This window comes from Lentilactobacillus diolivorans DSM 14421 (genome assembly GCF_001434255.1).
Lineage (GTDB): Bacteria > Bacillota > Bacilli > Lactobacillales > Lactobacillaceae > Lentilactobacillus > Lentilactobacillus diolivorans.
The window spans coordinates 59,859-76,218 of record NZ_AZEY01000108.1; the positions used below are offsets into that span (position 1 = coordinate 59,859).

General features: G+C 42.1%; 19 protein-coding genes. 18 read left to right on the forward strand and 1 reads right to left on the reverse strand.

Annotated features, from left to right (window positions below):
• The first annotated feature begins 405 nt into the window (after positions 1 to 405).
• Genes FC85_RS14550 through FC85_RS14560 form a run of 3 tightly spaced genes read left to right on the forward strand, consistent with a single transcriptional unit; the run spans position 406 to position 2,481 of the window.
• A complete protein-coding gene (locus FC85_RS14550; RefSeq protein ID WP_057866244.1) occupies positions 406 to 1,161 on the forward strand; it encodes an adenosylcobinamide-GDP ribazoletransferase in 756 nt (251 codons plus the stop codon).
• The gene (locus FC85_RS14555) at positions 1,158 to 1,745 is read left to right on the forward strand and encodes a histidine phosphatase family protein (RefSeq protein ID WP_057866245.1); all 588 of its coding nucleotides are present in this window, start codon (positions 1,158 to 1,160) and stop codon (positions 1,743 to 1,745) included. The genes FC85_RS14550 and FC85_RS14555 overlap by 4 nt, the downstream gene beginning before the upstream one ends.
• Positions 1,746 to 1,761: 16 nt before the next feature.
• Positions 1,762 to 2,481: a uroporphyrinogen-III synthase gene (locus FC85_RS14560; protein WP_057866246.1), complete on the forward strand. Its 720-nt coding sequence runs from the start codon at positions 1,762 to 1,764 to the stop codon at positions 2,479 to 2,481.
• Positions 2,482 to 3,002: 521 nt separating this feature from the next.
• Here the strand turns inward: FC85_RS14560 and FC85_RS14565 are convergent.
• Positions 3,003 to 4,124 (reverse strand): helix-turn-helix domain-containing protein, encoded by a 1,122-nt coding sequence (locus FC85_RS14565; RefSeq protein ID WP_057866247.1) that lies wholly within the window; start codon positions 4,122 to 4,124, stop codon positions 3,003 to 3,005.
• 339 nt (positions 4,125 to 4,463) lie between these two features.
• On the opposite strand from FC85_RS14565, the gene FC85_RS14570 reads away from it, so the two are divergent.
• The 15 genes from FC85_RS14570 to FC85_RS14640 all read left to right on the forward strand — a co-directional run bounded on the left by FC85_RS14570 (position 4,464) and on the right by FC85_RS14640 (position 16,357).
• Positions 4,464 to 4,772 carry a BMC domain-containing protein gene (locus tag FC85_RS14570; RefSeq protein WP_057866248.1) on the forward strand — a complete coding sequence of 103 codons (309 nt, stop codon included), beginning with the start codon at positions 4,464 to 4,466 and terminating at the stop codon, positions 4,770 to 4,772.
• Between the two features lie 28 nt (positions 4,773 to 4,800).
• The gene (pduB, locus tag FC85_RS14575; RefSeq protein ID WP_083485155.1) at positions 4,801 to 5,625 is read left to right on the forward strand and encodes a propanediol utilization microcompartment protein PduB; all 825 of its coding nucleotides are present in this window, start codon (positions 4,801 to 4,803) and stop codon (positions 5,623 to 5,625) included.
• Positions 5,626 to 5,643: 18 nt separating this feature from the next.
• Complete coding sequence (locus FC85_RS14580; RefSeq protein WP_057866250.1) at positions 5,644 to 7,320, forward strand: propanediol/glycerol family dehydratase large subunit; 1,677 nt, start codon at positions 5,644 to 5,646, stop codon at positions 7,318 to 7,320.
• A gap of 23 nt (positions 7,321 to 7,343) precedes the next feature.
• Positions 7,344 to 8,141 (forward strand): propanediol/glycerol family dehydratase medium subunit, encoded by a 798-nt coding sequence (locus FC85_RS14585; RefSeq protein ID WP_147008574.1) that lies wholly within the window; start codon positions 7,344 to 7,346, stop codon positions 8,139 to 8,141.
• 14 nt (positions 8,142 to 8,155) lie between these two features.
• Complete coding sequence (locus FC85_RS14590) at positions 8,156 to 8,698, forward strand: diol dehydratase small subunit (protein ID WP_057866251.1); 543 nt, start codon at positions 8,156 to 8,158, stop codon at positions 8,696 to 8,698.
• 15 nt (positions 8,699 to 8,713) lie between these two features.
• A complete protein-coding gene (locus FC85_RS14595) occupies positions 8,714 to 10,543 on the forward strand; it encodes a diol dehydratase reactivase subunit alpha (protein ID WP_057866252.1) in 1,830 nt (609 codons plus the stop codon).
• A 3-nt stretch (positions 10,544 to 10,546) separates the two neighbouring features.
• Entirely contained in the window at positions 10,547 to 10,897 is a 351-nt protein-coding gene (locus FC85_RS14600) for a glycerol dehydratase reactivase beta/small subunit family protein (RefSeq protein WP_057866253.1), read from the forward strand.
• A 15-nt stretch (positions 10,898 to 10,912) separates the two neighbouring features.
• Positions 10,913 to 11,527 (forward strand): BMC domain-containing protein, encoded by a 615-nt coding sequence (locus tag FC85_RS14605; protein ID WP_057866254.1) that lies wholly within the window; start codon positions 10,913 to 10,915, stop codon positions 11,525 to 11,527.
• A 14-nt stretch (positions 11,528 to 11,541) separates the two neighbouring features.
• A complete protein-coding gene (locus FC85_RS14610; RefSeq protein WP_057866255.1) occupies positions 11,542 to 11,817 on the forward strand; it encodes a BMC domain-containing protein in 276 nt (91 codons plus the stop codon).
• 593 nt (positions 11,818 to 12,410) lie between these two features.
• A complete protein-coding gene (gene pduL / locus FC85_RS14615; protein WP_057866326.1) occupies positions 12,411 to 13,046 on the forward strand; it encodes a phosphate propanoyltransferase in 636 nt (211 codons plus the stop codon).
• Between the two features lie 30 nt (positions 13,047 to 13,076).
• Positions 13,077 to 13,580, forward strand: coding sequence for a PduM family microcompartment protein (gene pduM, locus FC85_RS14620; RefSeq protein WP_057866256.1), 504 nt, complete (start codon positions 13,077 to 13,079; stop codon positions 13,578 to 13,580).
• Positions 13,568 to 13,834, forward strand: coding sequence for a EutN/CcmL family microcompartment protein (locus FC85_RS14625; RefSeq protein WP_273460922.1), 267 nt, complete (start codon positions 13,568 to 13,570; stop codon positions 13,832 to 13,834). Before pduM ends, FC85_RS14625 begins: the two co-directional genes overlap by 13 nt.
• A 16-nt stretch (positions 13,835 to 13,850) precedes the next feature.
• Positions 13,851 to 14,432, forward strand: a complete 582-nt coding sequence (locus FC85_RS14630) for a cob(I)yrinic acid a,c-diamide adenosyltransferase (protein ID WP_057866258.1) — start codon at positions 13,851 to 13,853, stop codon at positions 14,430 to 14,432.
• A gap of 5 nt (positions 14,433 to 14,437) precedes the next feature.
• Positions 14,438 to 14,914, forward strand: a complete 477-nt coding sequence (locus FC85_RS14635) for a GlcG/HbpS family heme-binding protein (RefSeq protein WP_057866327.1) — start codon at positions 14,438 to 14,440, stop codon at positions 14,912 to 14,914.
• Positions 14,915 to 14,917: 3 nt separating this feature from the next.
• The gene (locus FC85_RS14640) at positions 14,918 to 16,357 is read left to right on the forward strand and encodes an aldehyde dehydrogenase family protein (protein WP_057866259.1); all 1,440 of its coding nucleotides are present in this window, start codon (positions 14,918 to 14,920) and stop codon (positions 16,355 to 16,357) included.
• Positions 16,358 to 16,360: the final 3 nt, after the last annotated feature.

Here is a 16,360-nt window from a genome sequence, read left to right on the forward strand (position 1 = left end):
AATAAACAGCAGCCCGGTTCTGAATATTAGGTCTAGGGGCCTTACATGGCCGGAATCTGCTTCTTTGAACACGTTTCGGAACGAAAAAAAGGCAATAAACAGCAGCCCGGTTCTGAATATTAGGTCTAGGGGCCTTACATGGTCGGGATCTGCTTCTTTGAACACGTTTCGGAACGAAAAAAAGGCAATAAACAGCAGCCCGGTTCTGAATATTAGGTCTAGGGGCCTTACATGGTCGGGATCTGCTTCTTTGAACACGTTTCGGAACGAAAAAAAGGCCGCGGAAAAGCATCCGTTTTAAATATTAGGTTTAGCGGCCTTACATGGCCTTCTTTGAACACGTTTCGGAAGGAAGCATCATTTGCTTTTCGCACAAAAATACAAGTATAGGAAAGAAGAAGTGATATGGGACAAGCGATGATCTTGTTTGCACAGTTCTTTACCAGAATTTCAATTCCAGTTGAAATTCCTGACGTTACAAATAAATTTAAGGGTAATATTCAGTATTTTACATTATTTGGTTTTCTAATTGGTGCCTTGGAGGCAGGCTTTTTTTGGTTGATGAGTCTCGTCTTTCCAGTTTGGTTTGCCTGGGTGGCATTCTGGATTTTTGATGGCATTTTAACTGGTGGCTTCCATTTAGATGCATTAGCGGATACGGCTGATGGCCTTTTTTCATCCCGGAAACCAGAGCGAATGCATGAAATTATGAAAGACAGCCGACTGGGGACCATGGGCAGTTTGGCATTACTTTATTTCTATATGATCGTAATTGGCGTGGGATTAGTGGTTGCCAATCGACTGTCGTTATGGCAGATGGCCGGATTGGTTGCTGTTTCGACAATGATGGCTAAAGCCGGTATTGCACTATTATTTTATAAGATGCTTTATGCCGGCACTGGGTTGGCAAGCATCTGGACTGGGGTTTCAACTTGGCGAATCATTGTTGCTCAACTCTTCTCAATCATTGTGATTGGTGGTTTGTTACGGATTCCGGGCTTAATTAGTTATGTTATGGTGTTAATTTTCGTTTATTTTTATCGACGACATATTATTCATATTCTGGGTGGCCTGAGCGGTGATCCAATTGGTGCTTGTGGCGTTTTATCACAGGCGGTCTTTTTATTGGTTTACGCGGGTTTAACTAAGGTGATCTTATGAAATTGTTAGTGATGCGACATGGTGAAACAACTTTTAATCATCAAAGGAAGTTTTATGGTAAAACCGACGTCTCACTAGATGAAACGGGTGTGAAACAAGCTGAAATTGTTTCAAAAAAGTTGAAAAATGAGTCATTGGACGCAATTATTCGCAGTAATATGCGTCGAACAGCCGAAACATCCAAGCCAATTATCGCTGATCATCCAAATGCTGATTTATACGTTGATTCGGGTTTTGATGAGATGTCGTTTGGTGATTGGGAAGGGATGGACGCAAATCAAATTGAGGCGGCTGATCCCCAAAATTGGCAGCGGTGGCTTGATCAACCGTTTAAAGTAGCTCCGGGAAATGGTGAGTCCTATGAAACTTTCAAAGTTCGGGTGACGCAGGCAATGACAAAATATTACCAGAAATTATCACCTGCCAGCACAACGCTATTGATTGCCCATTTGGGAACATTAAGGACGTTGTATCATTCATGGTTTCCGAGTGAAGATTATTGGCAAACAAAATTTGAAGCCGGTTGTTATTCGGTCTTTGATTTGTCGGCAGACGGTATTGAACTGTTGGCGTTAAATGTTTAACTGGGGGGATTTGGAAATGGCTTTCTTAATTACGTATCCTGAGCAAAAAGTAAATTCAAAATTGCAGGATCGTCTGCAATCAGTCGGAGCGACAATATACTGTCCGATGAGGCTGCTTAGACCCGTTTCGGTATCCAATGCCGATAAAAAGTTGATTGCTGATAGTGAGTATTTGGTGATTACAAGTCCATTTTCATTAAGCGTTTATTTGACCAAATTTAGTCAAATTAGTCCATCTGCAACTGTTATTGCGCTGAGCCAAAAGATGAAATCACGACTTAATGAGGCCGGTATCTCTAAGGTTCGTTTGCCTGAACAGGAGAATCAACGCAGCCTTGTTAAGCTGTTAAGAGACTTATCAGATAAAAAAGTCATTTGGCTGAATGGCAATTTAATGCTAGCCCACTCATTGATACCTGATTCAGTGAAAACAGTTCAAATCTATGAAAATACTTGGAACAAACATTTAGAACAAGTCGCAATTACCAAGATAAGGTCGCACCAAATCAACCGGATTTTGGTGACGAGTCCTTCAAGTTATCAACGGATTAAGGTCATTCAGCAACAAATCCCCCAATGTTTTTCAGATGTCAGCTACTATGTTTTAGGACCAAGTACTGGTGAAACAATTCAGCGGGATGGTCAACGAGTTGTCGCACCAATAAATGCCATTGATGTTTTAAATCAAATGTTGAATCGAATGGTTACCGATGAGCTAAGTGCTCGGGTTAACTAATTAAATAAAGCGTCCGTGCTGATTGACATTATTTAATCACAGAATTTCTTTAAAGATAAAATAAGACTATTTTGTTTTTGCTTGGGGGTGGGTGCCATATTTAATTGGCGAATGGCTGTTGAATCGATATGTTCAGCCGAGAAGTCATTTGGTGTTGCACCAAAACAGGCAGCTCTTGACCATATAAAGTAAATTAGCCCAACTTCCAAATCGGGTTGAATTTACTACCGCGTCTAAACGTGCTAAAGAGATAGCTCCCGGCCATATGAAGCAAATCATTGTAACCTTCCAAATCGGGTTGGCCTTGTTACCGAGTCTAAACGTGCTAAAAAAGACAGCTCCCGGCCATATAAGCAAATAATTGTAGCTTTCCAAATCGGGTTGGCCTTGTTACCGAGTCTAAACGTGCTAAAAGAGACAGCTCCTGGCCATATAAACAAAACAACCGTAACTTCCTAAACCCTGGAAGTTACGGTTGTTTTGTTTATATTCTGGGAGCTAAGCGTCTTTTTTAGCACTCTCTACAAATTATCATACGAAGTAAACACCCACTGCACTACCGACAAACCGTTGGTACTGATTGAACTTGCCGGAGCTGTTGGTTGCTTGCAATCCACCGTGTAGATCCAGCCACGATTCCCGGCTGAATCAGCCAAACCACCGATATTATTGATATAAGGATAACCGTTGACTGGTTGAGAGAAATAGTTAATATGATTCTTCTTGAAGTACCGGGTCGAAACATCAAAGATTGTATCGTTCTCATGCCATGAAAGATCTCGCCGAATGGTATAAACTTTTTGAATATCAGAATTGTGGTGTCGATATTCAGATGGGGTTAAACCCGTTCGATGTTTAAAAATTTTAGTGAAGTAGCTGGTCTGTGAAAACCCGATTTGATTGGAAACATGACAAATTGGTAACTGGGTTAACGCCAGCTTTTCACACGCAATAGCAATTTTTTGATTATTAATATAGTCGATGAAGTTAACATCGAGGACTTTTTTGAAAATTCGACTCAGATAAGATGGTGATAAGAAAACTTCTTGGGCAACTTCATCCAGTGAAATTGTTTGACGAATATTTTTACCAATATATTGAATGGCAGCTGAAAGACTCTTATGCATATCGTCTTCACTGGTTGTGAGGCTCTCATCGGCTGCCTTTGAGTCATTGATTGAATCGTGATGATTTAAACTAATCTTTTTTTCTAACGGATCATGCCCTGACGATGAAGCCTTCAACAGGGTACCGAGATATCTGATTTGAGAAAGTTGGTCGGAAGCCAAAGCATCCCAAACCGCAACTTTCATGTTTAAATCAGGGTCAATAACCTCGTTAACAATATTTTCAAGATAACTTCGTGATAAATAAATCCGTTGCTGTGACACGTTTACCGAGTTACAAATCACGCACCCCCAAAATCCGTGATTAATTGTAACTGGGAAAATTGAATAAATCTCTAGAGAACTAAGATCAAGATTTTGTTGAATTTCAGCAGGATCTGAATAAATATGGCCATCTTTTAATAAGTTGCCATCAAGTGTGTAAAACACAGTTTGAATTTGAGTAATTCGTGAAAAAGAATCGATTGCTTCTGCAAGCGTACCGTAATCCTTTTGTTCTAGTGGATAAGTGAGCATTAATAGTACCTCCCCGTACGATTCAAAAAAATCGGCATCACCAACTATATCTGAAAACGCTCCCACCAACACCACCAATTTTATGATAAAAAAGTCACGAATTCAAGCTAAACTTGCCTATTTTTTGGTATTATTTTGTGTTTTTGTCATATTTTGTGAAAGCGTTCTCAGATATTGTGATTGCCTATCTTAACTTCATCAAGATAGGATAATGAAATTCGCTTATACTGAAAGTGTTTTCAAAGACGATTAAAACAGACTTGTGACTTCCATCACTTGGCTGGGGATTAAGTGGCTTTGAAAGCAACTAGACTTCAAAACACTTAGGAGGAAACACACATGGATAACGAACAAGAAGCTTTAGGTTTGATTGAAACAGAAGGTCTTGTCGCAAACATTGAAGCAGCCGATGCAATGGTTAAAGCTGCTAATGTTCATTTAATTGGACAAGAAAAAATTGGCCACGGCTTAGTTACGGTTATGGTTCGTGGTGATGTTGGTGCTGTTAAGGCCGCTGTTGACGCAGGTGTATCTGCTGCTGAAAACATTGGTGACGTTGTTTCTAACTACGTAATTCCTCGTCCACATACTGATGTTGAGGGAATTCTTCCAAATCCAAAAGATTTAGGTCAAGACGCTAACAACTAATCATTTCTTCTTGTGAAAGTAGGAAACTATGACAGTTGATAAAAACGTATTAGTGCAAAGAGTGGTTAATGAGTTACTAAAGAGAGGCATCACCATTAACCCAGAGAATCAACCAAAGTCTTCGGGAGGATTTCATATGAATGATTTTTTAAATTCAACTAGTGTCGTTCCTGAGTTCGTTGGGACTCGAAAGATCGGAGACACGATTGGAATGTGTATTCCTAGTGTCGATGGGATGTTACTTGATAAATTACATTTAACAAAACGCTACTCCGTACTTGGCGTCTTAAGTGCTCGTTCCGGTGCCGGTCCACATATCATGGCAATGGATGAAGCCGTTAAGACAACGAATACTGAAGTCGTTGATATCGAGCTTCCACGTGACACAAAGGGCGGCGCTGGCCACGGTTCCTTAATTATAATTGGTGGTTATGACCCATCAGATGTTCGCCAGGCGATTCAAGTTGCTTTAGATAATTTAAGCCGGACTTTTGGCGATGTTTACAATACACCTGCCGGCCATTTGGAATTACAGTTTACGGCTCGAGCTGCCGGTGCTTGTCATTTAGCATTTGGCGCTCCGGTTGGTAAAGCTTATGGTCTAATTTGTGGTGCACCAGCCGGAATTGGTGTTGTAATGGCTGATACCGCAATTAAAACTGCTGGTGTTAATGTATTATCGTTCGCATCTCCAGGCCATGGAACCAGCTTTTCAAACGAAGGGATGGTTCATATTAGTGGTGATTCAGGAGCTGTCCGTCAAGCCGTTATGGCTGGCCGAGAAGTCGGTCTTAAGTTGCTTAGTCAATTAGGTGGAACACCTAAAAATGATTTTCCATCATATATTAAGTAACCGGGAGGAGGAACATAATTGAAACGTCAAAAGAGATTTGAAAAACTAGAGAAACGTCCAGTTCATTTGGATGGATTCGTTAAAGAATGGGATGACGAAGGATTAGTTGCCATGGAAGGCAAAAACGATCCCAAGCCAAGCGTTAAGGTTGAAAACGGAGTTGTTACCGAATTAGATGGTAAGAAGAAAGCTGACTTCGATTTAATCGATAAATATATTGCTGAATATGGTTTCAACATTGATAAAGCTGAGGAAGTTATGGCAATGGATTCAACTAAGATTGCTAAGATGTTAGTTGATCCAAACGTTCCCCGTTCGGAAATTGTTAAATTAACAACTGCAATGACCCCAGCTAAGGCAGAAGAGGTTATTAGTAAATTAAACTTTGGTGAAATGATTATGGCTGTTCAAAAGATGCGGCCACGTCGAACACCAGCCACCCAATGTCATATTACCAACACTCGGGATAATCCGGTTGAAATTGCCGCTGATGCTGCTGAAGCTTCACTACGTGGATTTCCTGAACAAGAAACCACGACTGCGATTGCTCGGTACGCACCTTTAAATGCGATTTCAATTATGGTTGGTTCACAAACTGGTCGTCCAGGTGTTATCACCCAGTGTTCAGTTGAGGAATCAGAGGAATTATCATTAGGGATGCGTGGCTTTACGGCCTATGCTGAAACCATTTCAGTTTATGGGACCGATCGAGTATTTACTGATGGTGATGATACACCATGGTCCAAAGGATTCTTAGCTTCCTGTTATGCATCTCGAGGATTAAAGATGCGATTTACTTCAGGTGCCGGTTCAGAAGTTATGATGGGCTACACGGAAGGTAAATCAATGCTTTATCTTGAAGCACGATGCATTTTCATTACCAAAGGTTCAGGTGTTCAAGGCCTTCAAAATGGTGGTGTTAGTTGTATCGGTATCCCAGGTGCCGTACCAAGTGGTTTGCGTGAAGTTCTTGGCGAAAACCTCTTGTGCATGATGATCGATGTAGAATGTGCATCCGGTTGTGACCAAGCCTTCTCACATTCCGATATTCGTCGGACTGAACGAATGATTGGTCAATTCATTGCCGGTACTGATTACATCTCATCAGGATACGCTGCCGAAGAGAACCGTGATAACACATTTGCCGGTTCAAATATGGATGTTCTTGATTACGATGATTATTGCTCAATGGAACGAGACCTTTCAATTAACGGTGGGATTGTGCCAATCCACGAAGAAGACGCCATTAAGATTCGTAACAAAGGTGCTAAAGCAATCCAAGCAGTATTTGATGGCTTAGGCTTACCTAAGATTACGGATGAAGAAGTTGAAGCTGCAACTTATGGCAGTAACTCAGATGACATGCCAAAACGTGACATGGTTCAAGATATGAAGGCTGCTCAAGATTTGATGGATCGTGGGACCACGATTTCAGACGTTATCAAAGCCTTATATGACCATGACTTTAAGGATGTTGCTGAAGCTGTTCTTAAGTTGGCCCAACAAAAAGTTTGTGGGGATTATCTACAAACATCAGCAATCTTTGACGGCGATTGGAATTGCATCTCAGCAGTTAATGATACTAATGATTACATGGGTCCAGGAACAGGTTACCGTTTGTGGGAAGACAAGCCGCAATGGGATAAGATCAAAGATATTCCATGGGCAATGGATCCACAACATATGGACTTCTAATAGACTGAAAGGAGGTAAGTTCTGTGAGCCAAGAAATTGATGAAACACTATTAAGAAATATCATTAAAAACGTTATTGGGGAAATGAAGGATACTGATACGCCAATTTCATTTGGTAAGAAGGATTCTTCTGCAAACCACGAATCTAATCAACTTGCATTGCATGGAGACAGCTGGTTTAAGTCGGGTGACGATCCGGTTTCAAATTCATCATCTGCGACCGCAACAGCAAGTGCACCCAGCCAGTCCACATCAGGAAATGGTGATATTAAGAGCCTTGATTGGTTCAAGCATGTTGGGGTTGCAAAACCAGGATTATCAAAAGATGAAGTTGTTATTGGGGTTGCACCTGCATTTGCTGAAGTGCTAACTAAGACAATGACTAAAATCCCTCATAAAGATGTCTTACGTCAAATTATTGCCGGAATTGAAGAGGAAGGTCTAAAAGCCCGGGTTGTTAAAGTTTACCGGACATCAGATGTTTCATTTATTGCTGATGAGGTTGATAAACTTTCAGGTTCCGGAATCGCAGTTGCTGTTCAATCAAAGGGAACTGCTATTATTCACCAAAAGGATCAGGAACCTCTAAATAACTTGGAATTGTTCCCACAGGCACCAGTGATTGATTTGCCAACTTATCGGGCAATCGGTAAGAACGCAGCTCAATATGCCAAGGGATTATCTCCAGACCCGGTTCCAACAGTTAATGATCAAATGGCTCGTGTTCAATACACCGCCTTATCATCATTGATGCATATTGCTGAAACCAAACGGGTGGTTGTTGGTAAGCCTGCCGAAGAAATTCAAGTAACCTTTAATTGAGGAGGATATGATTTATGAGCGAAGTTGATGAATTAGTTTCTAAAATTCTGAGTCAACTAAATAATGGTGATAGCTCACAGTCAACCGGAACAACCACTGCTTCATCGGTAACACCGACAAGTAGTCCTGCAAATTCCGGTAAGACGTTTGATAAGGGCGATTATCCACTATTCAGAAAGCACCCAGATGATGTTAAAACGCCAACGGGCAAAGCAGTAAGTGATATTACACTTGATAACGTTGTTAGCGGCAAGGTTGATTCTAAAGATTTACGAATTACCGCAAATACTTTGAGACGCCAAGGCGAAATTGCTGCCAGTGCCGGCCGTCCAGCTATTCAACGAAACTTTCAACGAGCCGCTGAACTAACTAAGATTCCGGATGACAAAGTGCTATCTTTCTATAATGCATTGCGACCATTCCGATCAAGTAAACAGGACTTACTGGATATTGCTAAGCAACTCCGTGACACCTATCACGCACCAGTTTGTGCAAATTGGTTTGAAGAAGCTGCCGGTAATTACGAAATCAGCAAGAAGTTGAAGGGTGATAACTAGTTAGGAGTTTTTAATATGAAACGTGTAATTGGCGTTGATATTGGTAATTCCTCAACTGAAGTTGCATTAGCTGATGTCTCGGATACTGGCGAAGTCAATTTCATTGGTTCTGGAATTGCGGAAACAACGGGAATCAAAGGAACCAAGCAAAATTTGATTGGAGTCAGAAATGCTATCAATTCAGTTTTGCGGAAAACAAACACCGAAATTTCTGATGTTGACTTGATCAGAATTAACGAAGCAACGCCGGTAATTGGTGATGTTGCAATGGAAACAATTACCGAAACCGTCATTACCGAGTCAACGATGATTGGTCATAATCCAGGAACCCCTGGTGGCATTGGAACAGGTTCTGGTTACACAATTGAATTATTAAAACTACTTCAGCAAACTGACAAGCAGCGGCCATACATTGTGATTATTCCAAAGGAAGTTGATTTTGCGGATGCAGCACATCTGATCAATGCTTACGTTGCTGCAGGATATCAAATTACTGCGGCAATTCTGCAAAGTGACGATGGGGTCCTGATTGATAATCGACTCAAACACCGAATTCCAATTGTGGATGAAGTCAGCAGAATTGACAAAGTACCGTTAAACATGTTGGCAGCCGTTGAAGTTGCTGATCAAGGCAAAGTCATTTCTCAATTGTCAAACCCTTATGGAATTGCAACGTTATTCCATCTGACGTCTGAAGAAACAAAGAACATTGTGCCGGTTGCCCGGGCGTTAATTGGGAACCGTTCAGCGGTTGTTATCAAAACGCCTAAAGGTGATGTGAAGGCACGGGTTATCCCGGCTGGATCAATTACGATTCAGGGTGACAAGGGCCGGTCCAACGTGAATGTTGCGGCTGGCGCCAATGCGATCATGAAAAAGGTTAATGAATTCAATAATATTGATGACATTACCGGGGAATCCGGTACAAACGTTGGCGGGATGCTTGAAAAAGTTCGTCAGACAATGGCCGACCTCACTGATAAGCAGAATAAAGATATTGCCATTCAAGATTTGTTAGCTGTTAATACTTCGGTTCCTGTCAAAGTTAAAGGTGGTCTGGCCGGCGAGTTCTCAATGGAACAAGCGGTTGGAATTGCGGCGATGGTCAAATCAGATCATCTGCAAATGCAATTGATTGCTAATTTAATTCAAGATCAGATGCATGTACCGGTTGAAATTGGTGGTGCTGAAGCTGAATCGGCTATTCTTGGCGCGCTTACGACACCTGGAACAACTAAGCCATTAGCAATTCTTGATCTTGGAGCTGGTTCAACTGATGCTTCGATCATCAATAAAAAGGATGAACGAGTTGCCATTCATTTGGCCGGTGCTGGTGATATGGTCACGATGATCATTAATTCAGAACTTGGTTTGGATGATATTTATCTGGCAGAGGATATTAAACGATATCCACTGGCTAAAGTTGAGAATTTGTTCCAACTTCGTCATGAAGATGGTTCTGTTCAATTCTTTGAAAAACCATTGCCGGCTAAATTATTTGCTCGGGTAGTTGTCATCAAGCCAGACGGTTATGAGCCAATTCCAGGCAACCTTGGTATTGAGAAGGTTAAGATTGTTCGCCAAACTGCTAAGAAGCGGGTCTTTGTGACTAACGCTACCAGGGCGCTGCAACATGTCAGCCCAACTGGCAACATTCGTGACATTCCATTTGTTGTCATTGTTGGTGGTTCGGCTTTGGACTTCGAAATTCCACAACTGGTAACTGATGAGTTGTCACATTACAACTTGGTTGCTGGTCGAGGAAATATTCGAGCTATCGAAGGACCACGGAATGCGGTTGCAACTGGATTAATTCTTTCGTACGCGAATGAGGTAAGGGGGTAGCTCATGGCAATTCAAAATGATCGGCCTGCAATTTTTATTGCAATTCCGAAAAATTTAAATGGTCAGCTTCCCACAAACTTATCGCCAATGTTAAACGGCATTGAAGAAGAGCAAATTCCAGTTGAATTAATTACATTGGATTTTGATACAGCCGTTAAAAGAGCTTATCAGGCTTCGGTTGCATCACGACTATCAGTTGGAATCTCGTTTGATGATCAGCACATTATTGTGCATTACAAAAATTTACCAGCTGATCAGCCGCTCTTCCAAGTTGCAATTGACAACCCAACCAACATTCGCAAAATTGGTGCGAATGCAGCACGGTTAGTTAAAGGAGTGCCATTTAAGAGTTAAAGATAGGTGATGTTTATGGAACAATCAATTGGATATCTTGAAATATCCGGCCTCGCGGGTGCCATCGTTGCTGCCGATAAGATGTTGAAGACAGCTGCCGTTCGGCTTCATGGAATTGAAGAAGCAAAAGGTAGCGGTTGGATGACTGTTTCGATTGTTGGCGATGTTGCTGCTGTTGAAGCCGCTGTTGAAGAAGGTAAGGCGGCTCTTGGCGATCGGGTCATTAGCTCCGATGTCATTGCCCGCCCTGCAGAAGGAATTAGTGGTTTAGGCAAGACTGATGTGATGAAGGGCAAACACCCAAAAGATGATGGCCCGGATGATCCGCAAAGCCCAACGGACGGTGGTAAGGGCCCAGATACTCCGAGCGCGCCATCTGCTGGGAACGGCGGCTCATCAGCTAAACATGAACTGTCAATTTCCCAGAAAAAAGAACTGGCGGTCAAAAAGGATAATCGACCGGCTGTTCAGAAGGACACTGTTACTGAAAAGCCAGAGGATCAGGTTGTCACTTGTAATCTCTGTGGTGATCCAAGGTGTCCGCGTAAAATCGGTGAACCGCATAAGAAATGTATTCATTATGAAGAACTAGAGAAGAAAAAAGCCAAAAAAGGTAAAGACGCTAAATAATAGGAGGAATTCTCATGAATAACGCATTAGGTATGATCGAAACCAAAGGACTTGTAGCATCAATTGAAGCAGCAGATGCAATGGTAAAAGCAGCTAACGTTGTCTTGGTTGGCCAAGAAAAGATCGGTAGTGGATTGGTAACAGTTATGGTCCGTGGTGATGTTGGTGCCGTTAAGGCTTCAGTAGACGCCGGTGTTTCAGCAGCAGAAAATGTTGGTGAAGTGATGACATCGTATGTAATCCCTCGTCCACATTCAGAAGTTGAAGGAATTTTACCGGACAAGAAATAGAGTGTGATAGAAGGCGCCCAGCTCCCAGAATATAAGTGAATCATTCAAACATTCCCGATTCTGGAATGTTTGAATGATTCGCTTATATGGCAGGGAGCTGCCTTCTAGCACACGTTTCGGCTAGGTAAAAAGCGAAATCATTAAACTTCCAATCATGGCGCATTTGAATGATTCGCTTATATGGCAGGGAGTTGCTTCCGGGAACACGTTTCGGCCAGGTAAAAAGCGAGATCATCAAACTTCCAATCATGGCGCATTTGAATGATTCGCTTATATGGCAGGGAGTTGCTTCCGGGAACACGTTTCGGCTAGGTAAAAAGCGAAATTATCAAACTTCCAATTATGGCGCATTTGAATGATTCGCTTATATGGCAGGGAGTTGCTTCCGGGAACACGTTTCGGCTAGATAAAAAGCGAAATCATCAAACATTCCCGAGCTGTGTGGATGTTTAAATAATTAACCTAATCCCTAGCTGAACAAAGATAATAGTCGTGATCAGGAAAGTATTTGAGGTCAGAGCTATCTCAAAGTGCTTAAATGATATTTCGCCTCACAGATAAACTAAGTAAAAGGCGGTTATTGATTTATGGAAATTAACGAAGAAAAATTGCGTCTGATCATTCGGCAAGTGATTCATGAAATGGCTGATCCATACCGAGTACCGATTGGTGTTTCAAATCACCATATTCATTTGACTAAACATGATTTTCAGACATTATTTCCCGGCCAGACAATGAAAGTTCGGGCTCAGTTAAAACAACCGGGCGAGTTTGCAAGTGAACAAACAGCAACCGTCATTGGGCCGTTGGGAACGGTTCAACATGTTCGAATCTTAGGACCTTACCGATCCCATTCACAAGTTGAAATTGCCCGTTCCGAGGCGATTGCAATTGGGGTGGACGCACCGATCCGTCTCTCAGGACATTTGGATAATACCCCGTCTGTTCAGTTACAAACTAAAGATGGTACTGTGACCGTTCAAGGAGTGATTGTTGCCAAACGGCATATTCACATGAGTTTAGACGATGCTAAGCGATTTGGTGTTGCCGCTGGTGATGAAGTATCGGTTGACGTTCTTTCAAATGATCGTCGGACGACTTTCCACAACGTTGTTTGCCGGCCAAGAAAAGATTTTGTTTTGGAAATGCATATTGATACCGATGAGGCTAATGCAGCCAACGTTAACAATGATACGGTTGGTCATATTATCGTTGAAAAAGACAAGTGATGATTTTTTGAATGAAGGTTGGTGGGCAACGTGGATCAGATTATTGAACAAGTTATGGCAAAAATCAGGCAACGCGAACACCAATCTTACGAAGTTGATTATCGATTAAAGGGTTTGCCACCTGATGAAGAAGTTTATACGGATCACGCCAACGTTGTCATAAACGACGTTGCGATCGGATTAGTAGCGGACTTGTATCGGGCTGACACATCGAATCCATGGGTTCAGTGGATCCTTCAGGGAATTAGCTTTCAGGTTAATTTTACTTTTCAGATTAGCAAACAAATGATTAATTTTATTCCCAGGAAGATGCTACTGAACTGGCCCATTGAATTTGTAGTCGATGCTCGTCATCCAGTGTTTGGATTTTTTGGGAAATCAGTCAGCCGCTCCGATCTGGCCGCTTTGCCGGATCAATCAGTTGTTGTTTTAACACCAACACAGCGGCTCACAGCAGAAGCTGAGGAAATATGCCAATATAAGCAGATAATTAAAAAGATTAGGACTGATGAAGATTGTATATGGCAAAAGTAATCGGAAGTGTCGTTTCCACCCAGAAGGACCCTTCACTGATTGGCCGAAAGCTGATGATTGTGCAGCCCATTGACTCTGACGGTAAACCGGTTCGCAGCGAAGAGGTCGCCGCTGATACAGTGGGTGCCGGAATTGGTGAGTTTGTCCTACTGGTCCGTGGTGCAGGTGCACGAAAGGCCACTTCGAAATACGACGTAAAGAATGATGTTAACGACTGTTCAATTGTCGGAATCATCGATTCATTTGACAAGTAAGGAGAAGGGATAGTTTATGGCTATTTACACTAAAGGTGGCGATAAAGGGTCGACAAGCTTATTTGACGGTAAGCGAGTTCGTAAGGATTCTTTACAAGTTGAGACATACGGAACCTTTGATGAACTAAATGCAAATATTAGTTTAGCTGATAAATTCTGTATTAGTAAACGCAATAAGCAAATTTTGCAGCAGGTTGAATACCGGATGTTTTATCTTCAAGGAGAAATTGCTACCCATGATCCAGAAAAGTTCCGCGCTCAAAGTAATATCATTTCGGACGAGGATGTTCATTTTCTAGAGTCGGTCATTGATGATTACACAGCGAAACTACCTAAAGTAACAAGTTTTATTTTGCCGGGGTCCAGCTTGGCAGGTGCACAGTTGCATGTTTGCCGGACTGTTTGCCGACGGGCTGAGCGATTGTTGGTTGCATTCATGGCAGACAATGAGGTTCGACCCGAGTTAGAGAGATATGTTAACCGGCTATCGGACTTTATGTACATTATGGCCCGCTCCGAAGATCATGAAGACTATCTGAATAAGGTTGTCAGTGAAGTTGTGCGTCGCTATAAAAAAGCAATGGAAGGTAAGCAATAATGGACATGGATAAAGAACAAATTAATCAAGTTATTCGCGAAGTTTTAGCAAATAATTCAGACGATCAATTGTTTGAACGACACAAGATGGAAAGAGTCATTGATGCAGCAGTAGCAAAGGCTGATGAATTAAATGTTGGCGTTACCATTTGCATTATGGATATTACCAATACCGTTCAGATGTTGTATCACATGCGCAATGCAAATTTGGTAAGTTCAACTCTGGCCCCTAAAAAGGCTTGGTCAGCGATTGCTATGAAAGAACCCACAAAAGATATCAGTAAAGATATTCAACCTGGTGGGCCATTGTATCAAATGGAAACGATGCTAGACGGAAAGTTGGTATCGTTCCCTGGTGGAATTCCACTGAAACACGATGATGGCAAAATCTTTGGTGCCATTGGTTGTAGCGGTGGTTTGATTGAACAGGATCAAGCTATTTGCGAAGCAGCTGTTCGCGAATTTATGAAGGAGCGAAACTAGAATATGCAAGAACAAAACATTGAAGAAGCCATCAGAAGAATTTTACAAGAAGAACTTACTAACGACGCTCATAGTGACTCCGATGTTTCACATTCTGCCGGAGCATTAGGTAACGGCATCTTTGAAACCGTTGACGAAGCAATTGCTGCGGCTAAGCAGGCTGAAGAAGTTTATGTTGATAAACCAATGGCCTTTCGAAAAAAGGTTATTAAAGCCATCAAAGACGGTTTTGGTCCTCACATTGACGAAATTGCCAAGGCTATTTATGACGAGACTGGTATGGGAACCGTTGACGCCAAGGTTGTTAAATTGAAGAATGCCTTGTACAACACACCAGGACCGGAAGTCTTGGAACCGGATGTTGAAACTGGCGATGGCGGCATGGTGATGTACGAGTACACACCATTCGGCGTTATCGGTGCGGTTGGCCCAAGTACCAATCCTGCCGAAACGGTGATCAACAATGCCATCATGATGTTGTCGGGCGGCAATACGATGTATTTTGGTGCTCATCCGGGTGCCAAGAACATTACCCGCTGGATGATTGAGCATTTAAATGAATACGTTTATAAAGCGACCGGCATTCGTAATCTGGTTGTTTCAATTGCAACGCCTTCAATTGAATCTGTTCAGCAAATGATGCACCATCCAGATGTTGATATGTTATCAATTACTGGTGGCCCAGCAGTTGTTCATCAAGCAATGATCAGTGGTAAAAAGGCGGTTGGTGCCGGAGCTGGAAATCCACCTGCGATGGTCGATGCAACAGCCAATATTGATTTGGCAGCTCATGATATTATCAAATCTTGTGGGTTTGACAATAATATTCTATGTACTGCCGAAAAAGAAGTCATTGTTGATCAAACTGTTAAGGATGCATTGATTGCTAAGATGCAGGAAAAGGGTGCGTTTCTCATTAAGGATCCGGCAGTCGTTGACAAGATTGCTAAAATGACGATTGGCGATAATGGTGCGCCAAGTCGGAAATTTGTTGGGAAAGACGCTACTTACATTTTGGATGAAGCTGGTGTTAAGTATACCGGCAAGCCAACAGTTGTTATTTTTGAAGCTAAAAAGGATCATCCATTAGTCACGACAGAAATGCTTATGCCATTATTACCAATTGTTTCCTGCCCAGACTTTGAGAGTATCCTCAAAACAGCCGTTGAAGTAGAAGGTGGTAATCACCATACTGCTTCGATTCATTCTGAAAGTATCCGTCACATTAATCGAGCAGGTCATCGAATGAATACATCAATCTTTGTTGTTAATGGACCAACGTTTGTTGCAACGGGGGTTGGTGATAACGGTTATTGGAGCGGTGCTGCAGCCCTGACGATTGCAACACCAACCGGTGAAGGAACAACGACTACCAAAACATTTACGCGTCGTCGCCGTTTCAATTCACCAGAAGGATTTTCATTACGTTCATGGGAGGTTTAATTT

Excerpts from the sequence above, each read along its gene's own strand:
- FC85_RS14625 (WP_273460922.1), top strand. The coding sequence starts at position 13,568 with ATGGCAAAAGTAATCGGAAGTGTCGTTTCCACCCAGAAGGACCCTTCA.
- FC85_RS14565 (WP_057866247.1), bottom strand. The coding sequence starts at position 4,124 with ATGCTCACTTATCCACTAGAACAAAAGGATTACGGTACGCTTGCAGAA.
- FC85_RS14550 (WP_057866244.1), top strand. The coding sequence starts at position 406 with ATGGGACAAGCGATGATCTTGTTTGCACAGTTCTTTACCAGAATTTCA.
- FC85_RS14560 (WP_057866246.1), top strand. The coding sequence starts at position 1,762 with ATGGCTTTCTTAATTACGTATCCTGAGCAAAAAGTAAATTCAAAATTG.
- FC85_RS14605 (WP_057866254.1), top strand. The coding sequence starts at position 10,913 with ATGGAACAATCAATTGGATATCTTGAAATATCCGGCCTCGCGGGTGCC.
- FC85_RS14610 (WP_057866255.1), top strand. The coding sequence starts at position 11,542 with ATGAATAACGCATTAGGTATGATCGAAACCAAAGGACTTGTAGCATCA.
- FC85_RS14630 (WP_057866258.1), top strand. The coding sequence starts at position 13,851 with ATGGCTATTTACACTAAAGGTGGCGATAAAGGGTCGACAAGCTTATTT.
- FC85_RS14635 (WP_057866327.1), top strand. The coding sequence starts at position 14,438 with ATGGATAAAGAACAAATTAATCAAGTTATTCGCGAAGTTTTAGCAAAT.
- FC85_RS14640 (WP_057866259.1), top strand. The coding sequence starts at position 14,918 with ATGCAAGAACAAAACATTGAAGAAGCCATCAGAAGAATTTTACAAGAA.
- FC85_RS14590 (WP_057866251.1), top strand. The coding sequence starts at position 8,156 with ATGAGCGAAGTTGATGAATTAGTTTCTAAAATTCTGAGTCAACTAAAT.
- FC85_RS14555 (WP_057866245.1), top strand. The coding sequence starts at position 1,158 with ATGAAATTGTTAGTGATGCGACATGGTGAAACAACTTTTAATCATCAA.
- FC85_RS14570 (WP_057866248.1), top strand. The coding sequence starts at position 4,464 with ATGGATAACGAACAAGAAGCTTTAGGTTTGATTGAAACAGAAGGTCTT.
- FC85_RS14600 (WP_057866253.1), top strand. The coding sequence starts at position 10,547 with ATGGCAATTCAAAATGATCGGCCTGCAATTTTTATTGCAATTCCGAAA.
- FC85_RS14595 (WP_057866252.1), top strand. The coding sequence starts at position 8,714 with ATGAAACGTGTAATTGGCGTTGATATTGGTAATTCCTCAACTGAAGTT.
- pduB (WP_083485155.1), top strand. The coding sequence starts at position 4,801 with ATGACAGTTGATAAAAACGTATTAGTGCAAAGAGTGGTTAATGAGTTA.